The sequence below is a fragment of the Glaciimonas soli genome (assembly GCF_009497155.1).
Lineage (GTDB): Bacteria > Pseudomonadota > Gammaproteobacteria > Burkholderiales > Burkholderiaceae_D > Glaciimonas > Glaciimonas soli.
On the sequence record NZ_WINI01000001.1, the window covers coordinates 1022044 to 1036484 of the forward strand.

Here is a 14441-nt window from a genome sequence, read left to right on the forward strand (position 1 = left end):
AGAATATTTTGCCAGCCACAGGACTCAATCACTACAATTTACGTGCACCGCGCGAGTTGATGGAGCAACTTAAAGACTTCTATTGCGACGTGGTCGGTCTTGAAGTCGGTGAGCGCCCGCCATTCAACAGCTACGGTTTCTGGTTGTATGCCGGCGGACATCCTGTCTTGCATTTGAGTGTAGCCAAACCCGACGATGTCAGACACACCGATGTCGCCACTACGTTTGATCACATCGCATTTAGCTGCATCAATCAAGCGGATATGGAAGCACGCTTAAGCAAGCGGCAAGTCAAATACAAAGTCGCGGTGCATACGCCAGTAGAACCGGTGCAGATCTTTTTTAAAGATCCCGCGGGTAATGGCGTTGAACTCAATTTTGCTCCTGAAGCGATCTGATCTATGAGACGTTATCACTTCCGCATTCTCAATGTTTTCGCCGAAACTTCAGCAGCCACTTTCAGCGGCAATCCTTTATGTGTATTCGAAGATGCGCGCGGCCTGAGCGATGACACCATGCAAGCGCTGACACGACAATTTAATCTATCGGAAACCACTTTTATTTTCCCGTCAGAGCAAGCCGATGTCGATGCGCATGTGCGTATTTTTACGCCGACCACGGAAATGCGATTCGCCGGCCATCCAACCCTAGGCACGGCACATGTCGTGCGCGACTTATTGGCTATCGCGTATCCAAATAAACACAATCAACATCTGCAACTGGAAATGAAAGCTGGCATCGTATCGGTCAGCAGCAATGCACGTGATAAGGATGTATGGACCTTAACAGCCCCGCCCTCTTCGCGTCCATTGAGTCATGTGCCAACACAATCGCCAGCAATACTCGCGCAGCTGTTCGCTTTAACTGAAGACGATTTACTCAGTGCGCCGTTATGGCTGGATACTGGCTCAGAACAATTGCTGATTCCACTAAAATCTGTCGATGCAGTCCGACGCGCCAAACCCGATAGCAATCTGCTCGTGCATTGGCCGAAAAATAACATAGGCCTCCATAGCGCTTATCTGTTCGCCTTCACTGATCAACAACAGACACAAGTTGAAGCGCGTTTCTTTTTCGGTGTCTCTAGCGAAGATCCGGGTACCGGTTCAGCCTGTGCCAATCTTGGCGGCTGGATGATTGCCACTGGCAGAGAACTTCCGCAACAATGTGAAGTCCATCAAGGTGCAGCGATTCATCGCCCCTGTCGCTTACTGCTAAACGTTGCTGAAAATCAGCAAATCAAAGTTGGTGGCCGCGTCAATGAGCTGGGACGCGGTAGCATGGAGTTATAACTACGCTGGGCTAATCGCTTACCATTGCGTAAAATCCCCCATACTTCACATTTAAAGGCATCACCATGGAACTTGACGAACCGCTATCAGATAAAGAATTTGACGAATTAGATGACTTTTTGCTTTCTGATCGCTGTGGCGAAGAAAGCATGACGATGGATATTCTGCACGGCTATTTGACCGCGCTGGTCATCGGACCGGAGCAAATTTTATTAGGCGAGTGGTTGCCGTTTGTATGGGGACCAACGCTGAAAGACGCACCGAAGTTCAAAAACGATAAAGAATTTGAGCGTATCGTCGGCCTGATCGCGCGTTTCATGAACGAAATCGCGGTCACGCTAGAAGTGGCACCAAAAGAATACGAGCCCTTGTTTTGTGAATTTGAACACGAAGGCAAACCGTTACTCGATGGCGAAGCATGGTCGCTAGGCTTCATGGAAGGCGTGAACTTGCGTGCGCAAGCATGGGAGCCAATCTGGAGCTCCAATCTGGCCACCGTCGTAGAACCGATACGCTTGCTGGCTGAGAAAGCGGCTGAGGAATCAGATAACGAGGAAACACTGAGTAGTCAAGATGCGATGCAACTTCATAAATTGACGATAGAAGTCGAAGCAGCGATTCCAGAAATTTATCGCTACTGGTTACCCAATCGCAAATCCGCGGTCAAAACCATACAACGCGAAACACCTAAAGTAGGACGCAATGATTTATGTGGTTGTGGCAGTGGAAAAAAATTCAAGAAGTGCTGTGGTGCCGGGTCAGTTGAAGATTGAGCTAAACAACACTCTCATAGCTTGTAAATAACAAACGAGGAGTTCTCACTTGCGCATCACAAAAATCACGACCTGTTTTTCGCTGCTGCTGTTAGCGATGTCATCTACGTATGCAAGTCCACCGCCTCAGCCTGCTGCAAAGCATCCTTATGTCGGCACTTGGGCTTTTGCATTTCCTGGCAAGGGATGCGTGGAAACGTACAAGGTCCATCCAAACGGGACTACGTCTATCGTCAGTGATGATGAACTGGCTGAAAGCGCCTACGAGATATCTGCCAAGCCTAGCAAAAAAGGCTTCTACAAGTTGGTCAATACCGTCACCAGCAACAATGGTAAGGCAGACTGCTCCGGCAATTTTTTGTCAGCTGGGACCAAGAGTACTTACTATCTGCAGTTTTCTCCCTCTGCCGATATGTTCCTGATGTGCGAGGATGAATCACTTCATGCTTGCTTTGGCCCATTGATGCGCGTGCAAGAGAAAAACTAAATCGTCAAGCCTGATCAAGCTCATCAAGCATCAGCCGCGCCGTCAGACGCAAGTGCAATCTTGCGTCTGCGCGGTATCTTCTTCATATACTTAAACGTGCCCATCGCCTTGGCAACCAGCTTATCGCCTTGCCATAATTCAGCCTCGCAAAAACACATAGTGGTTGAACGGTAAAAAGCTTTGCCGTTGGCAATGATATTGTCGCCAGAACAGCCACCAGGTTGCAAGAAACTGGTTTTCATCTCGACGGTAATTGCCGCTTCGGCTTCTGGATAGAGTGAACGGCCCGCCAATGCCATGGCCACATCCAGCATGGTCATCGACACGCCACCATGCGTCACTTGCCAGCTATTCATGTGATGCGGTTGCAATGCCAGTTTCAATTGCGCCGTACCTTCGCCCATGGCCACGTATTCGACGCCCAGGTATTTTAAAAATGGATTATCTAGCGGGAAAACGTGGTTGGGAAACATGAATGAAGGCAGAGAAATTGAAGAATTAGCTGTAGTAGTCTATCGCTTGCCGCGATTCGCGCACTGCGCCGACGAAGGGTTTGATCGCCACATGCTTAGGATGTTCTTGATAAGCATCCAGTGCTGCACGTGAATCAAATTCTGAATACAAGATGACATCGCAAGTGGATTCCAATCCTTCCTGCGCAATCACTGCTTCAAACTTGATAATGCCGGGCACCACATTGGCACAACTATCGAGCAATGCTTTGACTTTAACCGCATTGGTCGCTTTGTCGGCACCTTCCGCATGGTCTTTCAGTTTCCACATGACGATGTGTTTCAGCGTTTCCTTCGAAGATAGTGTCATTTCCATAGTCCTTTAGATTAGACTGCTTCAGCGCCGGTTTCACCAGTACGGATACGTATCACCTGCTCCATGTTTTGCACAAAAATCTTGCCGTCGCCGATCTTGCCGGTACGCGCGGCTTTGATGATGGCATCAACCGCCTGATCAACAATCGCGTCATCGATGATCAATTCCACTTTTACTTTTGGCAAAAAATCGACCACATATTCAGCGCCGCGATACAGTTCTGTATGTCCTTTCTGACGGCCAAAACCTTTCACTTCAGTCACCGTCAAACCAGTAACGCCCACCTCTGCCAGCGCTTCGCGTACTTCATCCAACTTGAACGGTTTAATAATGGCGGTAATTTGCTTCATATGAATCTCCCTTAGTTGCGTATTTAGTGACGTATTGAGTAAATGCAGAAAATGCAAGCAATGATTTACTCTGAAAATTTCGACGTAATCGGATAACGCCAATCGCGCCCAAAAGCACGATGGGTGACGCGACAACCGACTGGTGCCTGACGACGCTTGTATTCGTTAATTTTAATCAAACGCGTGATGCGGGCTATATCTGCACTGTTATAACCGGCAGCTTCAATTTCAGCAATACTGCGATTTTCTTCCATGTACATTTGCATAATGCCATCCAACACTTCATACGGTGGCAATGAGTCCTGATCGACCTGATCGGGCCGCAATTCAGCTGATGGCGGCCGAGTCAGAATCCGCGTAGGAATCACTTCCGACAACGTATTGCGATAAGCGCACAAACGATACACCAGTGTTTTGGCAATATCCTTGATCACCGCAAAGCCACCCGCCATGTCACCATACAGTGTGCAATAACCAACTGCCATCTCACTCTTGTTACCTGTGGTCAGGACGATAGAGCCATATTTATTCGACAAAGCCATTAGCAGTGTGCCACGTATCCGTGCCTGAATATTTTCTTCGGTAGTATCTTCGGCCAAACCCTGAAATTCTGTTGCCAGCGTATTTTTGAACGCGCTAAAGCAGTTATTAATCGAAATTTCATCATAGCGCACACCCAGTCGCGCCACCATATCACGCGAATCAACCCACGAAATTTCCGCAGTATACGGTGAAGGCATCATGATGCAACGCACTTTATCCGCACCCAACGCATCAACGGCAATCGCCAATACCAACGCCGAATCAACGCCACCGGACAAACCCAGCAGCACATGAGGGAAGCCATTCTTACCGATATAATCGCGCACCCCCAAGACCAGGGCTTGATACACTTGGGCCTCCAACGATAAAGTTGGTGTGATGCCTGATGTTGAACTGGCAAGTGGCGTCGCGCCGTCAAACTCGATGACCTGCAAATCTTCCTGCGCATGTGAAAGCTGCGCCTTCACCTGCCCTTGCTGATCTAAAACAAATGAATTTCCGTCAAAAATCAATTCATCCTGACCACCAACCAAATTCGTAAATACCAACGACAAACCCTGGCTAGTCACATTGGCACGCATCACGTCATAGCGCAGTTGCTGCTTATGCATGTGATACGGCGAACCGTTCGGTACTAACAATACCTGCGCACCCGCAGCACGCGCACGCGCCGGTGCATGCGAAAACCACGTATCTTCACAAATGTTCACGCCAAAACGCACGCCTTTGACCTCGAATACAAATGGCACGTCGGACGAAGAGAAATAACGTTTCTCATCAAACACGGCATCGTTCGGCAATTCATATTTGCAATATGTACCCAACACCGCGCCATTAACGATGACAGACGCTGCATTAAAACGTAAACCGTCCCGCAGCGTTGGATGCCCTACTAATACATGGACATCGCGTAAATCGGCCAGCTCAGCGGTCAACGCCACCAATCCTTCTGCAGTTTTATCGTAAAAACTTTCACGCAGCAATAAGTCCTCTGGCGAATAACCAACCAGTGATAACTCTGGCGTGACAACGATGTCCGCGCCCTGCGCCGCAGCACGGCGAGAAAACGCAACGATTCTGGCGCGATTACCGGCGATATCTCCGACGGTGCTATTGATTTGAGCGATGGCGACTTTGACTGTCATGATGATAGAAATGAGGGTTAGTTAAGCTACAGATCAGATTGATAATTATCGCATGGGTATCGTTTGTTTTATGATTGAAAATCAGATATGGTCACTAAGCAAACATACTCAACACGTCATTTTCTCCTGATTTCCACTCATTTTTCACCGAATAATGCCAGCCAATCAACATAACAAAAAAACTACGTCGCGTGTTATTTCATCTTTGTCCGACGTCGGTCAAGTCGCCTGGGATGAATTATTGAGTTTGCAAGGTGATGACGCCAATCCCTTTTTATCATTCAGCTTTCTGCATGCCTTGCATGAAAGCGGCTGCGCCTCTGAAAAATCCGGCTGGCAACCGCAATATCTGACGCTGTGGGACGAATCAGAAAAAACCCTGCTAGCCGCTTTGCCGTTGTACGTTAAATATCACTCCTACGGCGAATACGTGTTCGATTGGGCTTGGGCAGATGCTTATCAACGCAATGGACTGGAATACTATCCAAAATTACTTTCTGCGATTCCGTTCACACCCGTGACCGGCGGACGTTTGTTGGCGCGCGATACCGCGGCGCGTACAGCGTTGATCGATGTATTAAAAAGCGTACGCACCGACAGTCAGACCTCCTCCACCCATATTTTGTATCCGCCAGCCGAGCAAGCGGAAATGCTACAACAAGCGGGATTCATGCTGCGTAGCGGAGTGCAATTTCATTGGCTCAATCCTGGTTATCGCACGTTTGACGAATTTCTCGCTACCCTGGAACGCAAGAAGCGTAAAAACATTCTTGCTGAGCGTCGCAAAGTGGCCGATGCCGGGGTCACCTTCCGTCATGTGCGCGGTATTGATGCGACAAAAGAGGATTGGCATTTTTTCAACCGCTGCTATTCCAATACCTATCTGGCACACCGTTCCACGCCCTATTTGAATCTGGACTTCTTTCAGCGTATCGGCGCGAGCATGCCGCAGAATATTTTGTTGATCGTGGCAGAACGTGACGGCCATCCAATTGCTTCATCGCTGTTAATTCATACAGAGCAGACCTTGTATGGTCGTTATTGGGGAGCGATCGAAGAAGTGCCTTGCCTGCATTTTGAAACCGCGTATTACCAGCCATTGGAATTTTGTATCGCACAGAAAATTGCTTGCTTTGAAGGTGGTGCACAAGGCGAACACAAAATGGCACGGGGATTTTTGCCGCAAAAAACCTGGTCGGCGCATTGGCTGGCACACACTGAATTTTCTACCGCGGTGTCGCGCTTTCTTGAGCGCGAAACACATGGCATCACGGCGTATATGGATGAATTGAGTGATAGAAATCCATTTAAAGCGGGAGAAAACCCCGGAGAAAATACGTAGACTTGATATGATGCATTTCCCGTTGCTAGCAACACTCCTCAACACCATCGCTCAATCACAACGCCTAACTCATGCAAGCCACCGACATCTTATTAGCATTACTCACAGTCACGATTTGGGGCTTTAATTTTGTCGTGATTAAAGTCGGCTTAGGCAGTTTTCCGCCGATATTATTTTCGGTGTTGCGATTTACTTTTGCGGCATTACCGTTGGCGTTTTTTATCAAACGTCCGGCGATTCCCTGGCGCATGCTGATTGCCTATGGATTATTCCAATTCGCCGTGCAATTTTCTTTGTTATTTTATGGAATGAAGCTGGGCTTTCCTGCAGGCTTAGCCTCGCTAGTGATTCAATTGCAAGCTTTTTTCACGATAGGATTGGCGGTAGTCATTCTGGGAGAGCGACCACGCATTGCACAGCTATTGGGTGCATTTATCGCATTGACTGGCATGGTGGTAGTCGCCACGCATATCAATGCCACGGCGACGCTCATCGGCTTTTTGCTAGTCGTGATTGCCGGTCTCAGTTGGGCCAGTGCCAATATCGTCACCAAGCGCATGGGTAAAGTTAATCCGCTCTCCTTAGTGGTGTGGGGTTCATTGATTGCGATACCACCATTGCTATTGGTTTCATTTCTGTTGGAAGGCACATCTAACTGGGCAATTGCTGCCAACAATGTGACATGGCTTTCGGCCGGCACCATTTTGTTTCAAGCCTATCCCAACACGATATTAGGTTTCGGCATCTGGGCGATTTTGATGCGCAAATACCCCACGGCCACCATCGCACCATTTTCATTATTAGTGCCTGTGGTCGGCATGCTGAGCGCAGCGTTGGTATTGGGCGAACCGCTGGAATGGTGGAAGATTGTTGCCGGTGTATTGGTACTGACAGGATTGGTTCTGAATCAATTTGGTGGACATGCAATGCGTTTTCTCAATTTATCAAAGCCAGACCAATGATCATAAAAAAACGCACCGAAGTGCGTTTTTTTATTTTTGGTGCCGAGCAAATTATTTCGCTTCCAGCGTTTTCTTGTACGCTGCCACACCTGACAAAATTTCTTCTTTTGCCACTTCAGGACCATACCAGCCATCGATCTTGACCCATTTGCCTTTTTCCAGATCTTTGTAATGTTCAAAGAAATGCTGGATTTGGCGCAAGCGCAATTCGTTTAAATCTTCTGGTTTTTGCCAGTGCGAATAAATGCTCAGCACTTTATCGACTGGTACGGCCAACAATTTGGCATCTTCACCAGATTCGTCCGTCATCTTCATCACGCCGATAGGACGGCAGCGCACTACGACGCCTGGAATTAACGGGAACGGCGTAATCACCAATACATCAACCGGATCGCCATCCGGTGACAGTGTTTGCGGGATATAACCGTAGTTGCACGGATAGTGCATCGCCGTACCCATAAAGCGATCAACAAAAATCGCGCCGGACTCTTTGTCTACTTCGTATTTGATCGGATCAGCATTCATCGGAATTTCGATGATGACATTGAAATCATTTGGCAGGTCGCGGCCGGAGGAGACGTCGTTCAAACTCATAATGTGCTCTCGCAAAAGGTAAAAAATAAACTAACGCGAAATTATAACGGATGGTTCAAGCAGGGAACCACAATTGGAACAAGGTACATAAGGTTCGTGCGGGAAAAACATCGCCCAGAACGACCAAATTCTACTTCCCTCGATTAAAGAATTTCAAAATGACAATTTTTTTCTTGCGGATATTCTTGATATATCTTATATTTCAGTAATTACTGAAAATTGAAAATATCCAGATCGCGACTTTGAACATGCCAAATTCATCCAGCCCACCCATCGCTCCACTAGTACCACTGACGCCCCTCGCCCAGCGCTTCATCTCACATTTCGGTGAAATGGGTAGCCGTTGGGGCATCAATCGCACAGTTGGTCAAATTTATGCTTTGCTCTACATTCTCGGACAGCCTTTGAATGCCGATCAAATTGCCGAACATCTGACCTTTTCGCGCTCAAACGTCAGTATGGGCCTGAAAGAATTGCAATCATGGCGCTTAGTCAAATTGCTGCATCAACCCGGTGATCGCCGTGAATATTTCGAACCGCCTAAAGATATCTGGGATATTTTCAAGGCTTTGCTGGAAGAACGCCGCCGCCGCGAAATTGAGCCTACGCTGTCCATGTTGCGCGATGCATTGTTAGAAAATGCGTCATCAGAGTCCGACAAACTGGCTCAGCAGCGCATGCGTGAGATGTATGATTTGATCGAATTATCCAGTGCATGGTTTGATGATGTGCAGCGTTTATCGCCCGAAACCCTGGCATCGTTGATGAAAATGGGGTCTAAAGTTGGCACATTATTAGATATTCGTGATAAGTTCCGACTAACAAGCAATAAAAGCAACGAAAACAAGAGAAAAGGTAGCAAGGAAGACTCAACAACTCAAACCGAAACTCAAGTAGCGCAACCGAAGGAGGATGAATGACGTCTTTCACTTTGCCGAAACTAAGAGTGCCACATATAAAGCACTATAAGCGCCTGACCCGCTTGCCTTTAGCGCTGGAAATCGCGTTGATATTAGTAGTAAAGATCGCCCTGCTGTTCGTGCTTTGGAAGCTTTGCTTCTCGCAGCCACAAGTCAAAAAAATGCGCATGCCAACCAATCTGGTTGAGCAGCATTTTTTGAGCCCATCCTCCCCCGCAATCAAACCAGCATCATCCACTCGTCCTTCCGTCATCACTTCTGAGGCCTCACATGATTCCAATTGATGAAGTCGTTGCTTTATCGCGGCTGCAATTTGCCGCCACTGCAATGTTCCATTTCCTGTTTGTCCCACTCACACTCGGCCTCGCCTGGATCCTGGTCATCATGGAGTCTGTGTATGTGATGACTGGCAGCCCTATCTATAAAGATATGACGCGCTTCTGGGGCAAGTTGTTCGGGATTAATTTTGCAATGGGAATTGCTACCGGTATCACGCTGGAATTCCAGTTTGGTACCAACTGGTCGTACTACTCGCACTATGTTGGTGATATCTTCGGCACGCCGTTGGCGATCGAAGGCATGATGGCCTTCTTCCTGGAATCTACCTTCGTTGGTTTGTTTTTCTTTGGCTGGGATCGGCTATCGAAAGTACAGCATTTGCTTGTCACTTTTTTAGTGGCTCTTGGTTCCAGCTTATCTGCGATGTGGATTTTGATCGCCAATGGCTGGATGAATAACCCAGTCGGCGCAGAATTCAATTACGCCACCATGCGGATGGAATTGACCAGCATCATTGATGTCATTTTCAATCCGGTCGCGCAAGTTAAGTTTGTTCATACACTTTCAGCTGGCTACGTGACCGCATCGATGTTCGTACTCGGCATTTCCGCTTTCTATCTGTTAAAAGGGCGCGACACTGCATTTGCTTTACGCTCATTTGCGATTGCTGCGGGCTTTGGTCTGGCCTCCACTTTGTCAGTCATCGTACTCGGCGATGAATCAGGTTACACCGCCGGTGAAGTGAATAAAGTAAAAATGGCGGCGATGGAAGCCGAATGGCATACGGAACCGGCTCCTGCTGGTATCACCGTCTTCGGTTGGCCCAATGAGAAAGAACAACGCACCGATTATGCGTTCAAGATTCCCTATGTACTGGGGATCATCGGCACGCGTTCGTTCGATAAAGAAATAACAGGCATTCAGGATTTAAAGCAGGAGCATGAGGTGCGCATCCGCAACGGTATGCAAGCCTACGCGGCACTCACACGCTTAAAATCTGGCGATACTTCGTCTGAAGCCGTTGCCTCATTTGACAAAGTTAAAGATGATCTCGGCTACGGCTTGTTGTTGAAAAAATATACCAACAATGTGATCGATGCCACCCCTGAACAAATCAAGATGGCGGCGGATGACACTATTCCGAAAGTCGCACCGATGTTCTGGTCTTTCCGTTTGATGGTGGCTCTCGGACTCTTGTTCTTGTTTATTTTCTCGGCATCCTTCTATTTCCTGATCCGCAAAAAACTGGCAACGCAACGCTGGTTGTTACGTCTGGCGCTGTATAGCATTCCATTGCCATGGGTAGCGGCTGAAATGGGCTGGATCGTCGCCGAATACGGTCGTCAGCCATGGACAATTTCCGGCATCTTGCCGACCCATTTATCAGCCTCCACTTTGCAACCATCTAGTTTGTATTTCAGTCTTATCGGTTTCATTGGTTTCTACACTTTCTTATTCATCGTTGAAATGATCTTGATGGTGAAATATGCACGCAAAGGGCCATCTAGCTTACATACCGGGAAGTATCACTGGGAGCTGTTAGAAACAGAAACCAAAATGAACAATTCAAGTTTGAGGAATCCATCATGATCTTTGACTATGAAACCTTAAAAGTAATCTGGTGGGGCTTTGTCGGTGTACTCCTGATTGGACTGGCATTGACTGGCGGTTTTGATTTCGGTGTCGGTGCCATGTTGCCCTTCATCGGCAAAACCGATACCGAGCGCCGCGTCGTTATCAATTCCATCGGCAGCACCTGGGAAGGTAATCAAACCTGGTTTATCACCGCTGGCGGCGCTACATTTGCTGCGTGGCCTTTGGTTTACGCGACAGCGTTTTCCGGTTTTTATGTGGCATTAATGTTGCTGCTATTTTCGCTATTTTTCCGTCCAGTCGGCTTCGACTATCGCAGCAAAATTACAGATCCTCGCTGGCGCAGTTTCTGGGATTGGGGGCTGTTTGCCGGTGGCTTTGTACCGCCGCTGATCTTCGGCGTGGCATTCGGCAACCTACTGCAAGGTGTGCCATTCCATTACGACACCAGCATGCGGGTCGAATACACGGGTGGCTTTTTCGATTTGCTTAATCCGTTCGGTTTGTTGGCAGGCCTGTTGAGCGTGGCGATGTTGGTGATGCATGGTGCAACTTACTTGCAAGTAAAAACTGATGATGTCATCGCTTTACGCGCTCGCAAAATTGCCATCGTTGCGGCCTTGGTGACTATCGTTTTATTTGTGATTGGCGGCTTCTGGATCGCTTTGGGAATACATGGTTATCGCATTACCTCTATGCCAGATGCGAACAGTGCATTTATGCCTCTTGCAAAAACCGTGACAACCGTAAGCGGTGCCTGGATGGATAATTATGCGCGCTGGCCGGCAACCTGGGCTCTTCCTATCATTGGCATCGGCGCTGCACTGTTGTCCATCATTTTTAGTCTCGGCTATAAAGCGCGGTTGGCATTTGTCGCAAGTGGTCTCTCGGTCACTGGCATTATTTTGACAGCGGGCACATCACTGTTCCCGTTCATCATGCCATCGTCATTGGACCCAAACAGCAGCTTGACGATCTGGGATGCAGTTTCCAGCCATAAGACCTTGGGCATTATGTTCTGGGTAGTTGTGGTCATGCTACCGATCATTTTGCTCTATACCGCTTGGGTATATCGCGTAATGCGCGGCAAAGTGACCAGCAAAGACATACACGATAACGAACACACTGCTTACTAAGCTTGCTGGCCAAGCCAACTATGCAAATTAAGAGGAGAAACAAATGTGGTATTTCGCATGGATTTTAGGCGTCGGCCTGGCGCTCGCTTTCGGCATCATTAATGTCATGTGGCTAGAAGCCAATTACGCCTTTGGCAGTCGCGATGAAGATACGACACGCGAGCGTTTTGAAAGCGCAGCAAGAGATGAGGAAGTAAAAGCGCGTAAAAATTAAGTACCGTTCTAACGCACTTCATACATTTGCATTGATACGTCAGTTTTAATGAGGATTTACCCATCTTATTTGGGTAAATCCTGTTTTTACTTGCGGTCATCTTCACTGACGTCCACAAAGTTAAAAAACTGTCACTGCTGACAGGTGACTGCTCACTATTTTTATGTATTAAGATTAAAATAAGACACAACGATGCAAAAAGATTTTTACAGTCCGCGATTCCGCACTGCTACGTGCTATGCTCGCGAATCCGTAATTAAAAATATAATTTGTTGTCGATGAATACGCCCAGTCCTATCACTCACCTCACACCAAATACTCCTACCAGTCCAGCGCAACATGCGCGGGCTTTGTTGAAAGATTTTCAATCTCAATTTGCAGTTTTCCGTGATTACCAGCCATTAGCCATCGGTATAGATAAGCAATTGATCGCTCGCTTTCCTGAAATCAGCCGTAAAGTCTTGCGCATGGCATTGGGAATACATACTAATTCCTTGCGCTATTTAAAAGTGATGGAAAAAGCTACTGTGCGATTCGACCTTGATGGCAACACTGCCGATGAGATCACCGACACACATCGTGCTTATGCCACTGAAATTTTAAAAGCGCGCTTCAAGAAAGATGCAGAACTACGTAAAGCGAAGCGTTTGGCGGAAGAGGCTAAAAAAGCTGAAGAAGAAGCTGCGCGACAACGGACTGAAAAATTAAGTCAGTTGGCTGAAAAGTTCTCACGGCATTAATACACAGGGCCCCACCTGGCGTGCCCTGGTATCTTTGTCGAATTGATATTAATTCACCAGAAAATCGGCTCGGCATCCTCTGGTAACCCAGATGCCTTGTTGATCATATCCCCAAGCCTCTTTAAATTTACATTCGAAGCTTCCCGGTAGCATCTGCGCGACCTCCACCGCGCGACTGATGCTCGCCGGGCAACGTACTACACCACCACCGAGAGCAGACTCGCAGCGCACCACATTACCGCCTTGGGAAGCATTTTGGGGCATGTAACCAAAGTTATTGCCGTAATCAGCCGGATTGTCATCACGCTGGACGTATTGATCACCCGATTGGTTTGCCGAATTATTATTGCTATTGTCGTTTTGATTAAGTATTGCGGCACCAATCAAACCGGCAGCCAAAACGCCAATCAAGATACCAGCAGTGTTATCGTCACTGCCGCTCCGTCCCAGTGAGAATTCAGCTGCACAACCATTGGCAACCCAAATACCACGGCGGTCATAACCCCAGGTGTCATTTTCACGGCAAGGAGCGCGACTCAATTGACGACTCAAACGCACGCCATTTCGCGTATCAGCACGACACGTATTGGTACCACCACGATATGAGGAGCAACTGATATCGCCTCGCGCATAGGCTATTTGTGGCACCAGCAGCATGGAAGGTATCGCCATCCCCAACAAAAATAAGGCACGCAATCTCATCACGACGTTATTCATGGCTGACTCCCGGATGGTTGTGTTTGAGTTGCTGCCGGCAGCGGCATCGTATTTTTTTGACTACGCCGTACCCGATCGTATTCATCCCGTGTAATAAAACCGTCGTGGTTCAGATCAAGTTGATCGAAAGCTCTATCCACCGCAGCTTGAAATTGCGCAACCGTGATTCCCCCTTTTGGCAACTCGCCAGCGGGTAACCGTAACGCGACAACTTCATCCGGGCTCAGCTTGCCGCTCTTGTTTTTGTCGCGCTTATAAAAACGCTTGATCATCGCAATTCGGAATTCTTCGCGCGTGATTTTGCCGTCACCATTAATATCCCAGCGATCAAAACGGCGCTCTGCTTTGACTTCTTGTTGACTAGGAACGATTACCGGGGCAGTTGGCGCTGTTGCCAGCGGCGATGCTGGTAGCGTATCCGCTGATGGCGCCTGGGTGACCGCAATTGGAGGAGCGGTGGTTATGGGATTTTGACTACAGGCTGCAATAACAAGAGAGAAAAGGAAACTGCTGGTATATCTCATCC

General features: G+C 48.0%; 19 protein-coding genes. 12 read left to right on the forward strand and 7 right to left on the reverse strand.

Annotation, left to right across the window (positions count from 1 at the left end; genetic code table 11):
- Positions 1–8: 8 nt before the first annotated feature.
- From GEV47_RS04685 to GEV47_RS04700, 4 genes are all read left to right on the forward strand, one after another.
- Positions 9–398 carry a VOC family protein gene (locus GEV47_RS04685; protein ID WP_153233504.1) on the forward strand — a complete coding sequence of 130 codons (390 nt, stop codon included), beginning with the start codon at positions 9–11 and terminating at the stop codon, positions 396–398.
- A gap of 3 nt (positions 399–401) precedes the next feature.
- Positions 402–1292, forward strand: coding sequence for a PhzF family phenazine biosynthesis protein (locus GEV47_RS04690; RefSeq protein WP_153233505.1), 891 nt, complete (start codon positions 402–404; stop codon positions 1290–1292).
- Positions 1293–1357: 65 nt separating this feature from the next.
- Entirely contained in the window at positions 1358–2065 is a 708-nt protein-coding gene (locus GEV47_RS04695) for a UPF0149 family protein (RefSeq protein ID WP_153233506.1), read from the forward strand.
- A gap of 49 nt (positions 2066–2114) precedes the next feature.
- A complete protein-coding gene (locus tag GEV47_RS04700) occupies positions 2115–2552 on the forward strand; it encodes a hypothetical protein (RefSeq protein ID WP_153233507.1) in 438 nt (145 codons plus the stop codon).
- Between the two features lie 23 nt (positions 2553–2575).
- Here GEV47_RS04700 and GEV47_RS04705 read toward each other — a convergent pair whose 3' ends face one another.
- The 4 genes from GEV47_RS04705 to GEV47_RS04720 form a co-directional block, all read right to left on the reverse strand.
- Entirely contained in the window at positions 2576–3025 is a 450-nt protein-coding gene (locus GEV47_RS04705; RefSeq protein ID WP_153233508.1) for a PaaI family thioesterase, read from the reverse strand.
- A 25-nt stretch (positions 3026–3050) separates the two neighbouring features.
- Positions 3051–3374, reverse strand: a complete 324-nt coding sequence (locus GEV47_RS04710) for a Dabb family protein (RefSeq protein ID WP_153233509.1) — start codon at positions 3372–3374, stop codon at positions 3051–3053.
- Positions 3375–3391: 17 nt separating this feature from the next.
- Entirely contained in the window at positions 3392–3730 is a 339-nt protein-coding gene (locus GEV47_RS04715) for a P-II family nitrogen regulator (RefSeq protein WP_153233510.1), read from the reverse strand.
- Between the two features lie 65 nt (positions 3731–3795).
- A complete protein-coding gene (locus GEV47_RS04720) occupies positions 3796–5418 on the reverse strand; it encodes an NAD+ synthase (protein WP_153233511.1) in 1623 nt (540 codons plus the stop codon).
- A 154-nt stretch (positions 5419–5572) separates the two neighbouring features.
- Here GEV47_RS04720 and GEV47_RS04725 point away from each other — a divergent pair, with 154 nt between their 5' ends.
- Positions 5573–6760 carry a GNAT family N-acetyltransferase gene (locus GEV47_RS04725; protein ID WP_153233512.1) on the forward strand — a complete coding sequence of 396 codons (1188 nt, stop codon included), beginning with the start codon at positions 5573–5575 and terminating at the stop codon, positions 6758–6760.
- 71 nt (positions 6761–6831) lie between these two features.
- Positions 6832–7722 carry an EamA family transporter gene (locus tag GEV47_RS04730; RefSeq protein WP_153233513.1) on the forward strand — a complete coding sequence of 297 codons (891 nt, stop codon included), beginning with the start codon at positions 6832–6834 and terminating at the stop codon, positions 7720–7722.
- Positions 7723–7773: 51 nt separating this feature from the next.
- Here the strand turns inward: GEV47_RS04730 and ppa are convergent, their stop codons facing one another.
- Entirely contained in the window at positions 7774–8316 is a 543-nt protein-coding gene (gene ppa, locus GEV47_RS04735; RefSeq protein ID WP_153233514.1) for an inorganic diphosphatase, read from the reverse strand.
- A gap of 248 nt (positions 8317–8564) precedes the next feature.
- On the opposite strand from ppa, the gene GEV47_RS04740 reads away from it, so the two are divergent.
- The 6 genes from GEV47_RS04740 to GEV47_RS04765 all read left to right on the forward strand — a co-directional run bounded on the left by GEV47_RS04740 (position 8565) and on the right by GEV47_RS04765 (position 13198).
- Positions 8565–9236: a GbsR/MarR family transcriptional regulator gene (locus tag GEV47_RS04740; protein WP_153233515.1), complete on the forward strand. Its 672-nt coding sequence runs from the start codon at positions 8565–8567 to the stop codon at positions 9234–9236.
- A complete protein-coding gene (gene cydP / locus GEV47_RS04745) occupies positions 9233–9520 on the forward strand; it encodes a cytochrome oxidase putative small subunit CydP (RefSeq protein ID WP_153233516.1) in 288 nt (95 codons plus the stop codon). The genes GEV47_RS04740 and cydP overlap by 4 nt, the downstream gene beginning before the upstream one ends.
- On the forward strand, positions 9507–11105 hold the full coding sequence (locus GEV47_RS04750; RefSeq protein ID WP_153233517.1) for a cytochrome ubiquinol oxidase subunit I: 1599 nt from the start codon (positions 9507–9509) through the stop codon (positions 11103–11105). The genes cydP and GEV47_RS04750 overlap by 14 nt, the downstream gene beginning before the upstream one ends.
- Positions 11102–12244, forward strand: a complete 1143-nt coding sequence (cydB, locus tag GEV47_RS04755; RefSeq protein WP_153233518.1) for a cytochrome d ubiquinol oxidase subunit II — start codon at positions 11102–11104, stop codon at positions 12242–12244. The genes GEV47_RS04750 and cydB overlap by 4 nt, the downstream gene beginning before the upstream one ends.
- Before the next feature lie 43 nt (positions 12245–12287).
- Complete coding sequence (gene cydX / locus GEV47_RS04760) at positions 12288–12458, forward strand: cytochrome bd-I oxidase subunit CydX (RefSeq protein ID WP_153233519.1); 171 nt, start codon at positions 12288–12290, stop codon at positions 12456–12458.
- Positions 12459–12736: 278 nt separating this feature from the next.
- A complete protein-coding gene (locus tag GEV47_RS04765; RefSeq protein WP_153233520.1) occupies positions 12737–13198 on the forward strand; it encodes a ProQ/FINO family protein in 462 nt (153 codons plus the stop codon).
- 48 nt (positions 13199–13246) lie between these two features.
- On the opposite strand, the gene GEV47_RS04770 is transcribed toward GEV47_RS04765, so the two are convergent.
- Positions 13247–13915, reverse strand: a complete 669-nt coding sequence (locus tag GEV47_RS04770) for a DUF3011 domain-containing protein (protein WP_153233521.1) — start codon at positions 13913–13915, stop codon at positions 13247–13249.
- Positions 13912–14439, reverse strand: a complete 528-nt coding sequence (locus GEV47_RS04775; RefSeq protein ID WP_228124558.1) for an EF-hand domain-containing protein — start codon at positions 14437–14439, stop codon at positions 13912–13914. Before GEV47_RS04775 ends, GEV47_RS04770 begins: the two co-directional genes overlap by 4 nt.
- Between the last annotated feature and the right edge of the window lie 2 nt (positions 14440–14441).

Bases quoted from the DNA above. Each gene is read 5' to 3' on its own strand.
- GEV47_RS04725 (WP_153233512.1), top strand. From the start codon at position 5,573: ATGCCAGCCAATCAACATAACAAAAAAACTACGTCGCGTGTTATTTCA.
- GEV47_RS04715 (WP_153233510.1), bottom strand. From the start codon at position 3,730: ATGAAGCAAATTACCGCCATTATTAAACCGTTCAAGTTGGATGAAGTA.
- GEV47_RS04740 (WP_153233515.1), top strand. From the start codon at position 8,565: ATGCCAAATTCATCCAGCCCACCCATCGCTCCACTAGTACCACTGACG.
- GEV47_RS04695 (WP_153233506.1), top strand. From the start codon at position 1,358: ATGGAACTTGACGAACCGCTATCAGATAAAGAATTTGACGAATTAGAT.
- GEV47_RS04765 (WP_153233520.1), top strand. From the start codon at position 12,737: ATGAATACGCCCAGTCCTATCACTCACCTCACACCAAATACTCCTACC.
- GEV47_RS04710 (WP_153233509.1), bottom strand. From the start codon at position 3,374: ATGACACTATCTTCGAAGGAAACGCTGAAACACATCGTCATGTGGAAA.
- GEV47_RS04750 (WP_153233517.1), top strand. From the start codon at position 9,507: ATGATTCCAATTGATGAAGTCGTTGCTTTATCGCGGCTGCAATTTGCC.
- GEV47_RS04770 (WP_153233521.1), bottom strand. From the start codon at position 13,915: ATGAATAACGTCGTGATGAGATTGCGTGCCTTATTTTTGTTGGGGATG.
- GEV47_RS04720 (WP_153233511.1), bottom strand. From the start codon at position 5,418: ATGACAGTCAAAGTCGCCATCGCTCAAATCAATAGCACCGTCGGAGAT.
- cydX (WP_153233519.1), top strand. From the start codon at position 12,288: ATGTGGTATTTCGCATGGATTTTAGGCGTCGGCCTGGCGCTCGCTTTC.
- ppa (WP_153233514.1), bottom strand. From the start codon at position 8,316: ATGAGTTTGAACGACGTCTCCTCCGGCCGCGACCTGCCAAATGATTTC.
- cydP (WP_153233516.1), top strand. From the start codon at position 9,233: ATGACGTCTTTCACTTTGCCGAAACTAAGAGTGCCACATATAAAGCAC.
- GEV47_RS04690 (WP_153233505.1), top strand. From the start codon at position 402: ATGAGACGTTATCACTTCCGCATTCTCAATGTTTTCGCCGAAACTTCA.
- GEV47_RS04705 (WP_153233508.1), bottom strand. From the start codon at position 3,025: ATGTTTCCCAACCACGTTTTCCCGCTAGATAATCCATTTTTAAAATAC.
- GEV47_RS04730 (WP_153233513.1), top strand. From the start codon at position 6,832: ATGCAAGCCACCGACATCTTATTAGCATTACTCACAGTCACGATTTGG.
- GEV47_RS04775 (WP_228124558.1), bottom strand. From the start codon at position 14,439: ATGAGATATACCAGCAGTTTCCTTTTCTCTCTTGTTATTGCAGCCTGT.
- cydB (WP_153233518.1), top strand. From the start codon at position 11,102: ATGATCTTTGACTATGAAACCTTAAAAGTAATCTGGTGGGGCTTTGTC.